Origin of the sequence: Streptomyces alkaliterrae (assembly GCF_007097205.2) — a bacterium.
In the GTDB taxonomy this organism is placed as follows: domain Bacteria; phylum Actinomycetota; class Actinomycetes; order Streptomycetales; family Streptomycetaceae; genus Streptomyces; species Streptomyces alkaliterrae.
Genome location: NZ_VJYK02000359.1, coordinates 1 through 5,166, shown reverse-complemented (window position 1 = coordinate 5,166; position 5,166 = coordinate 1). Strand labels below are relative to the sequence as shown.

Sequence of the window (5,166 nt, the reverse complement as noted above, 5' to 3'; positions counted from 1 at the left end):
TGCACGGCCACCCGCCGCCCGTGGACGCCCTCCTCCAGCAGCCGGTCCAGCACCTCCGCCATGGACTCCGACGCCGGCGACCAGCTCTCGTTCAGCCCCGCCGCCCGCACCGCGCCCTTCACCTTGGGCCCCCGCGCCAGCAGTTCGACCTCGGCCAACCGCGCCAGCAACCGCTCCCCGAGCCCCCAACCGTCGGCCGCCTCGATCCACCCCCGGAAGCCGATGGCGGTGGTCGCGATCACCACGTCCGGCGCCTGGTCGAGCAACCGCTCGGTGGCGGCGAGGAGTTCGCGGTCGTCGGAGAGGGGGACGATACGCAGCGCGGGCGCGTGCTGGACGGTGGCGCCGCGTCGGGCCAGCAGCGCGCCGAGCTCCTCGGCGCGGCGGGCGGCGGTGACACCGACCGTGAATCCGTCGAGCGGCAGTGGTTGATGCATCGGTGGGGCCTCGTCCCGTTCTGTCCTGGACCTTCGAGCCTGCCGTCGCCAGGTGACAGGTTCGGTGCACCGGGATTTCGCCGGTGTTACGTGGTTGACGTGGGGCCGTGCGCCCGGTCACAACGACCGGGCGCACGGTTCGCTCTGTCCGCCGGCGCGGAGCGCCTGCAGTCCGCGCCGTCTCACACTCCGACGTACGCGGGCTGGCGGCGGCTCTCCGCCGCCTCCTCGTCCCCGGCCGCGGCGGGCGCGGGGGTGGCGGGCCGCCGCAGGTATACGGCCCAGGTGACGGCGAAACACACGGCGTAGAAGACGAGGAAGGAGACAAACGCGCCGGTTCCGGAGCCGCTGGTCATGAAGGACTGCCGGAACGCGAGGTTGATGCCGAGTCCGCCGAGCGCGCCGACGGCGCCGATGAGCCCGATGGCGGCGCCCGACAGCCGGCGCCCGTACGCGGCGGCGTCCTCCCCGCTCAGCCCGAGCGCGACGGCCTTCGCCTGGTAGATGCCCGGGATCATCTTGTACGTCGACCCGTTGCCCAACCCGGTGAGGACGAACAGCGCGACGAACCCGACGAGGAACACCGGCAGCGACTCCCGCATCGAGGCGAACACGACCACGCCGGTCGCAGCGGCCATCGCGGCGAAGTTCCACAGGGTGATACGGGCGCCGCCGTAGCGGTCGGCGAGCAGTCCTCCGACGGGCCGGATCAGCGAGCCGAGCAGCGGCCCGATGAACGTCAGCGACGCGGCCTGGAGCGGCGTGCGGTCGAACTGGTTCTGCAGGACGAGCCCGAACGCGAAGCTGTAGCCGATGAAGGAACCGAAGGTGCCGACGTAGAGGAAGGACATGATCCAGGTGTGCGCGTCCTTCACGGACTCGCGTGCCGCGCCGGTGTCGTTGCGCACCGGCGCCAGGTTGTCCATGTAACGCCACGCGCAGAACGCCGACACCACGATCAGCGGCAGGTAGATGCCAAGGAGCACCCGAGGCTGGCCGGCGCCGGCCGTCGCGATGACCAGCAGCGCGATCAGCTGCACCACCGGTACGCCGATGTTGCCGCCGCCCGCGTTGAGGCCCAGCGCCCAGCCCTTGCGGTGCAGCGGGAAGAAGGAGTTGATGTTGGTCATCGAGGAGGCGAAGTTACCGCCGCCGACGCCGGTGAGCAGCGCGACGAGCATGAACGTCGTGTAGGACGTGCCCGGCTCCATGACCACAAACGCCGCGATCGTCGGCAGCAGCAGCATGCCCGCGGCGAAAACCGTCCAGTTCCGGCCGCCGAAGCGGGCGACCGCGAACGTGTACGGCACCCGTACGAACGCGCCGACCAGCGTGGCCATCGCCACCAGGAAGAACTTCCCGGCCGGGTCGATGCCGTACTCCGGGCCCATGAACAGCACCAGCACCGACCACAGCGTCCAGATGGAGAAGCCGATGTGCTCGGAGAGGATCGAGAACAGCAGGTTCCGCCGGGCGATGGGCTCGCCCTTCTCCCGCCAGAAGACGGGGTCTTCGGGGTCCCACCGTTGGATCCAGCGGCCCCCGCGCTGTGTGCTCGGAGCTGTCATGGCGCCTCCCTGGCCTGTCGGGTGTCGATCCCGAAGGTAGGGAGCGCAGATTTCCGGCCTGTGGCCGAAGGTGACACCGGCGAAACCTTGCTCTCACCTAGCTCGCCTGGGCGCGGTGAGCCGGAGTGCGCAGTTCCAGCAGCGCTGCCACGGCGACGCCCGGCAGGGTGCTGTCGGGCACGGTACACGGCCCGGAGGCGACGAGGCGGGGCCCGTACGCGGTGAGCGCGACGGTGGTGAGGGAGGGGCCGAACGCGTAGTCGGCGGCGTCCAGGGTGTCCGCGACAAGCCGGTGCACGGCCGGCGCGACGTCCTCCCCGAGATCCCCGAGATCCCCGAGGCACCCGCCGTCCCGGCGCTCCCCGCCGCCGCGCACCCGCTCGCGCGGCCCGCTCCCACTCGTCGGCAGCGGCGGCGTGGTCGCGACGACGGTGTGGGTGCCGTGGTGGGAGTGCGCCTCGACGAGGACGCGCGGCCCGTCCAGGTACTCCTCCACGATCACCTCGCCCTCCGGCATCCGGTCGGCGACGACCTCCGCGTCGATGACGCCGCGCAGCAGCACCGCCTCGTCGGCGGTCGCGCCGCGCGGTCGCACGGTGCAGGGGAAGCCGACCTGGCAGGCCGCCTTGGGCAGCCGCTCCCGCTCGCACGCCTCAAAACGCACGCTGGCGCAGGTGAGCTCGTTGACGCGCTCGCGCAGCGCGAGTGCGTCGCTCAGCACGGCGACGGAGAGGGGGGAGCTGCCCGGCAGGCGCAGCGCGAAGTTGGCGCGCGCGGCGGCGAGCGCCGTGGCCCGTTCGAAACCGAACACGGCCGTCTGCCGGGCGCCCGCGAGGTGGCTGAGAGCGGCGGTCAGCCTGCGGTACGAGCGCCAGTCCGCTTCGAGTACCTGGTCGGCCTCAGCGAGCACCCGGCTCATTCCCGGCGCCGTGAGGTCGGGACCCACCATGAGGGTGCGGGCCCCGACCTCACGCGCCGCCCGGACCGTCTGCACACGGGGGTTGAGCAGAACAGCCAGGGGTGTGGGGGGTGGATTCACCGGGCGCTTCCCAGCGCACCAGGTGCGCCAGACCGGAAGCGCACGGTGAGCCGTCCGGCGGAACGGCCACCCCACTTGGTCACCGGTCTGGAATCGCCGTGGGGGGAGCGGCGATCATCGGTGGTGTGGCAGGACAGCGAGCGGAGCGCCCAGGCAGCGGATCCCACCCGGCCCCAACCCGGTGCCTGGGCGGGTATCAGTGCGGCGTCGCGACGGTGTTCGGGCGTGGTCGTACCCGTCGCATGGGCCGCGGGCTCTCCGTTGGATGCGAGCTTGGTCATGGCTCTCTCCGGGAATGCTCGGTTGTCCCGCCTGTTATCCGGCCGTCACTGCCAGATGTTGTCGGTGGAGCTCGCAGACGAGACGGTGCTCTTGTCGGCGGCGGACGCGGCGCCGGCCACACCGAGCGTGGCCCCGACGGCGGCCAGACCCACTATCACAGATGCCGCGAACACCCGAGTCAGTCTCTTCACAGGACGCCTCCCTAAACGTGCCCGGCGACCACGAAGCTGTCGCCTTCAGTCAGGAGTCGATATTTGCGACTTCCTGCCCTCTAGCCAAGTGTTTTGCCCTGGCAGTATGTCGCCTGGCGGATTGTCGCCGAGCGGCGGGACGGGATCGAGGAAGCTGGAACCGTGCGGAAGACTTGCAAGATAGACGAGGTCACGGCACGTGTGTACCGACTTCGCGTGCTGCACCCGAACGATTCGGCGGAGCAGCTCGCGAGCCGCGCCGGACTGGACCCTGCGGAGGTCGTGCGCCGCGAGGCGACGCTCGCGGAACTGAGCCTGCTGCAGCGTTCCCCGGGCGGCGGCTGGTCGGCGGTCTCCCCCGAGACCGCCGCCGACACGCTGCTCGCACCCGCCCTGCGGGACGTCCTGGAGCGGCAGACCGCGATCGCCGCCGCCCGCGCCGAGCTGCACGCGCTGACCGGCGAGTACCTGGAGGCCCGCAGCATGCGCTCCTCCAAGGGCCGGGTGGAGGTCATCGAGGGCATCGACAACATCCGCTCGGTCATCGACGACCTGGCCCGCACCTGCAAGAGCTCGGTGGACGTTCTCAGCCCCGGCGGGGCACTGCGGGAGGAGGCGATACGATCCGCCACCCCGCTCGACCTGGACACGCTCGCGCGCGGCGCCCGGATACGCATACTGCTCCAGCACACCGCCCGCAAGCACAAGCCGACCGCCCGCTACGCCGCCGATATCAGCGCCGCGGGCGCACAGATCCGGACAACCGGAGTACTGCCTTCCAGGCTGCTCATCTACGACGAGGAAGCCGCCGTCCTTCCCGTCGACACCGAGGACACGGCCGCCGGTGTGGTCCTCGTCCGCGACCCGGCCGTCCTCGGCTTCCTCCAGCGCCTCTTCGTCCACCACTGGGAGCGCGGCCTGGAGTTCACCGCCGAGGAAGAGCAGAACGGCCCCGAACCCACCCAACTCGAACGCGACGTGCTGCTGCTGATGGCGGCGGGCAAGAAGAACGAGGTCATCGCCCACCAGCTCGGCGTCTCACCGCGCTCGGTCAGCCGCATCGTCGCCACCCTGCTGGACCGCCTCGGCGCCGACAGCCGCTTCCAGGCCGGCGTCCGCGCCGCCATGAACGGCTGGATCTCCTGACGCCGCCCCCTGCTTTCGGGACGCGGGCCGCGCGGGACACGGCCGGGCGCTGCCCGCTTCGGACGACAGAAACCTGACATTCTTCCCCTGTCGCACCAGATCCGACATCCGTCAGGAGCAGGGAGCCGCCGTCATGGGCCAGGGAGTGCACGTACAGGAGCTGCCGGGCATCGGCAAGCGCTTCGACATCGACCTCGAACGCCCCGACCAGCGCGTCTCCGTGGTCGTCCACGCGGCGGGCGGACGCGACGTCTACGTCTTCACCGGCCACGACTCCGACCCCACCGCCGTCCTCGAACTCACCGAGGAGCAGGCCCGCAAGGTCGGCGCCGTACTCACCGGTACCTTCTTCGACGGCTGAGCCCCCGCCCCATGCACGCTGACCTCCTCGGGCTGGGCGCAGTCCTGCTCATCGCCGGACTCGTCGCACGCGGCGCCCGCCGCGTCGGACTGCCGTCCGTCCCCTGCTACATGCTCGTCGGCATCCTCCTCGGCCCCGGCAC

The 5,166-nt window shown here is 71.2% G+C and carries 6 protein-coding genes; 2 read left to right on the top strand and 4 right to left on the bottom strand.

From position 1 onward, the window contains the following. The 4 genes from FNX44_RS23655 to FNX44_RS23640 all read right to left on the bottom strand — a co-directional run. Nucleotides 1–437, bottom strand: a 437-nt coding sequence (locus FNX44_RS23655) for a uroporphyrinogen-III synthase (protein WP_173019269.1), incomplete at its 3' end; no start/stop codon positions are given. 182 nt (nucleotides 438–619) lie between these two features. Beyond that, nucleotides 620–2,005 carry a nitrate/nitrite transporter gene (locus FNX44_RS23650; RefSeq protein WP_143650901.1) on the bottom strand — a complete coding sequence of 462 codons (1,386 nt, stop codon included), beginning with the start codon at nucleotides 2,003–2,005 and terminating at the stop codon, nucleotides 620–622. A gap of 97 nt (nucleotides 2,006–2,102) precedes the next feature. Continuing rightward, nucleotides 2,103–3,044 carry an ATP-grasp domain-containing protein gene (locus tag FNX44_RS23645; protein ID WP_143650899.1) on the bottom strand — a complete coding sequence of 314 codons (942 nt, stop codon included), beginning with the start codon at nucleotides 3,042–3,044 and terminating at the stop codon, nucleotides 2,103–2,105. Nucleotides 3,045–3,370: 326 nt separating this feature from the next. Then, nucleotides 3,371–3,517 carry a hypothetical protein gene (locus FNX44_RS23640; RefSeq protein WP_153507663.1) on the bottom strand — a complete coding sequence of 49 codons (147 nt, stop codon included), beginning with the start codon at nucleotides 3,515–3,517 and terminating at the stop codon, nucleotides 3,371–3,373. A gap of 216 nt (nucleotides 3,518–3,733) precedes the next feature. Between FNX44_RS23640 and FNX44_RS23635 the strand changes: the two genes are divergently transcribed. Together FNX44_RS23635 and FNX44_RS23630 are read left to right on the top strand one after the other, a co-directional pair. Then, entirely contained in the window at nucleotides 3,734–4,663 is a 930-nt protein-coding gene (locus FNX44_RS23635) for a helix-turn-helix transcriptional regulator (RefSeq protein ID WP_143650897.1), read from the top strand. Between the two features lie 133 nt (nucleotides 4,664–4,796). Then, complete coding sequence (locus FNX44_RS23630; RefSeq protein ID WP_143650895.1) at nucleotides 4,797–5,024, top strand: cation:proton antiporter regulatory subunit; 228 nt, start codon at nucleotides 4,797–4,799, stop codon at nucleotides 5,022–5,024. The last annotated feature ends 142 nt before the right edge of the window (nucleotides 5,025–5,166 follow it).

What these genes read in the sequence shown, in the direction of transcription:
- FNX44_RS23650 (WP_143650901.1), bottom strand. Translation starts at nt 2,005, where the DNA reads ATGACAGCTCCGAGCACACAGCGCGGGGGCCGCTGGATCCAACGGTGG.
- FNX44_RS23630 (WP_143650895.1), top strand. Translation starts at nt 4,797, where the DNA reads ATGGGCCAGGGAGTGCACGTACAGGAGCTGCCGGGCATCGGCAAGCGC.